The 2825-nt window shown below is 71.2% G+C and carries 2 protein-coding genes; both read left to right on the forward strand.

The features are described from left to right. Positions 1-1238 (forward strand): ferredoxin:protochlorophyllide reductase (ATP-dependent) subunit N (locus ABNT58_RS18775; RefSeq protein WP_348754962.1); only part of this gene is annotated, 1238 nt, incomplete at its 5' end. 10 nt (positions 1239-1248) lie between these two features. Further along, positions 1249-2817, forward strand: coding sequence for a ferredoxin:protochlorophyllide reductase (ATP-dependent) subunit B (gene bchB, locus ABNT58_RS18780; protein ID WP_348754963.1), 1569 nt, complete (start codon positions 1249-1251; stop codon positions 2815-2817). The last annotated feature ends 8 nt before the right edge of the window (positions 2818-2825 follow it).

Below are 2825 nucleotides of genomic sequence, written 5' to 3' on the forward strand. Positions count from 1 at the left end.
CCGACGCACCGGTGCTGCGCGAACGTGGCCAGCGCGAGGTGTTCTGCGGCCTCACCGGCATCGTGTGGCTGCACCGCAAGATGCAGGACGCCTTTTTCCTGGTGGTGGGCTCACGCACCTGCGCGCACCTGCTGCAATCGGCCGCGGGCGTGATGATCTTCGCCGAGCCGCGGTTTGCCACCGCTATCATCGACGACCGCGACCTGGCCGGCCTGGCCGATGCCAACGACGAGCTGGATCGGGTGGTCACCCGGCTGCTGGAGCGGCGGCCCGACATCAAGCTGCTGTTCCTGGTGGGCTCCTGCCCGTCGGAAGTGATCAAGCTCGACCTGCCGCGCGCCGCTCAGCGGCTGGGCCAGCGCTTTTTGCCGCGGGTGCGCGTGCTCAGCTACTCGGGCAGCGGCATCGAGACCACCTTCACCCAGGGCGAAGACGCCTGCCTGGCCGCGCTGGTGCCCACGCTGCCGGCCACCGCGCAGCCCGGCCTGCTGGTGGTGGGCGCGTTGGCCGACGTGGTGGAGGCGCAGTTCCGCCGCCTGTTCCAGGGCCTGGGCATTGCGCCGGTGCAGTTCCTGCCGGCGCGCGCGCTGGCCGAGCTGCCCGCCGTCGGCCCGCAGACGCGCTACCTGCTGGCCCAGCCCTTCCTGGCCGACACCGCGCGCGCGCTGGAAGAACGGGGCGCCAGCCGCATCGCTGCGCCCTTCCCGCTGGGTGTGGAAGGCACCACCGCCTGGTTCCAGGCCGCGGCCGATGCCTACGGCGTGGACGCAGCCCGGCTGCAACGCGTGACCGGCCCGGCCATCGAACGCGCCCGCCAGGCACTGGCGCCGCACCGCGCGCGGCTGGCCGGCAAGCGCATCTTCTTTTTCCCCGATTCGCAGCTGGAACTGCCGCTGGCCCGCTTCGTGGCGCGCGAGCTGGGCATGCAGCTCACCGAAGTGGGCATGCCCTTTTTGCACCGCCAGCACATGGCCGAAGAACTGGCGCTGCTGCCGGCCGGCACCCGCCTGTCGGAAGGGCAGGACGTGGAACGCCAGCTGGACCGCTGCCGCGCCGACGCGCCCGACCTGGTGGTGTGCGGCCTGGGCCTGGCCAATCCGCTGGAGGCCGAGGGCCTGACCACCAAGTGGTCCATCGAGCTGGTGTTCTCGCCCATCCACGGCTATGAGCAGGCGGCCGACCTGGCCGCCTTGTTCGCCCGCCCGCTGCACCGCCGGCAGCTGCTGGCCGCGGCCTGAAAGCACCCCGATGCAGCTGACCCTGTGGACCTACGAAGGACCGCCGCACGTGGGCGCAATGCGGGTGGCCACGGCCATGCGCGGCGTGCACTACCTGCTGCATGCGCCGCAGGGCGACACCTACGCCGACCTGCTGTTCACGATGATCGAGCGGCTGCCGCGGCGCCCGCCGGTCACTTACACCACTTTCCAGGCGCGCGACCTGGGTGCGGATACCGCGGGCCTGTTCCAACAGGCGGCGCGGGATGCGTATGCGCGCTTCCAGCCGCAGGCCTTGCTGGTGGGCGCTTCCTGCACCGCCGAGCTGATCCAGGACGACCCCGGCGGCCTGGCCCAGGCGCTGGACCTGCCGGTGCCGGTGATTCCGCTGGAGCTGCCGGCCTACCAGCGCAAGGAAAACTACGGCGCCAGCGAAACCTTCTACCAACTGGTGCGGGCGCTGGCCCGCAAGCCGGCCGAAGGCACGCCGCGCCGCGGCTGCAACCTGCTGGGCGCCACCGCGCTGGGCTTTCGCCACCGCGACGACGTGCAGGAGATCACCGGCCTGCTGCAGCAGCTGGGCATTGCGGTGAACGTGGTGGCGCCGTGGCAAGCCTCGCCTGCCGACCTGGCCCGGCTGGGTGAAGCCGCCTTCAACGTGGTGCTGTACCCCGAGGTGGCGCAGCAGGCCGCGGGTTGGCTGCAGCGGCAGTTCGGCCAGCCCTTCACCAAGACCATTCCCATCGGCGCCCAGGCCACACAGGCCTTCGTGGCCGAGGTGGCCGCACTGGCCGGCGTGCCGGTGCCGCCCGCGCTGCAGGCCCGCGCCAGCCGCGCGCCCTGGTACTCGCAATCGGTGGACGCCACCTACTTGACGGGCAAGCGCGTCTTCATCTTCGGCGATGCCACGCATGCCGTGGCCGCCGCCCGCGTGGCCGCCGACGAGCTGGGCTTCGCAGTGGTGGGCCTGGGCAGCTACAGCCGCGAATTCGCGCGCGAGGTGCGTGAGGCCGCGGCCCGCCATGGCGTCGCGCCGCTGATCACCGACGACTACCTGGAAGTGGAAGCCGCAGTGGCGGCGCTGCAGCCCGACCTGGTGCTGGGCACGCAGATGGAACGCCACATCGCCAAGCGGCTGGGCATTCCGTGCGCGGTGATCTCGGCGCCGGTGCATGTGCAGGACTTTCCGGCGCGCCACTCGCCGCAGATGGGCTACGAAGGCGCCAACGTGCTGTTCGACACCTGGGTGCATCCGCTGATGATGGGCCTGGAAGAACACCTGCTGGGCATGTTCCGCGGCGACTTCGAGTTCCATGAAGACGCGCCGGCTTCGCACCTGGGGCATGGCGCGGCGCCGATGGCAGTGCCTGAGCCCGAGCCGCAATATGAGCCGCACAGCGACCTGCCGGAAGACCTGCCCCAGGGCCTGCCGACCATGGCCGCCACCTGGGCCCCCGAGGCCGAGCGCGAATTGCACCGCGTGCCCTTCTTCGTGCGCGGCAAGGCCCGCCGCAACACCGAGCGTTTTGCCGTCGAACGCGGGGTGATGACCATCACCGTGGAAACGCTGTACGAGGCCAAGGCCCACTTCAGCCGCTAGCGGCAAGG

This window comes from uncultured Aquincola sp., from assembly GCF_964001545.1.
Classification (GTDB): domain Bacteria; phylum Pseudomonadota; class Gammaproteobacteria; order Burkholderiales; family Burkholderiaceae_C; genus Aquincola.

Excerpts from the sequence above, each read along its gene's own strand:
- bchB (WP_348754963.1), top strand. The coding sequence starts at position 1,249 with ATGCAGCTGACCCTGTGGACCTACGAAGGACCGCCGCACGTGGGCGCA.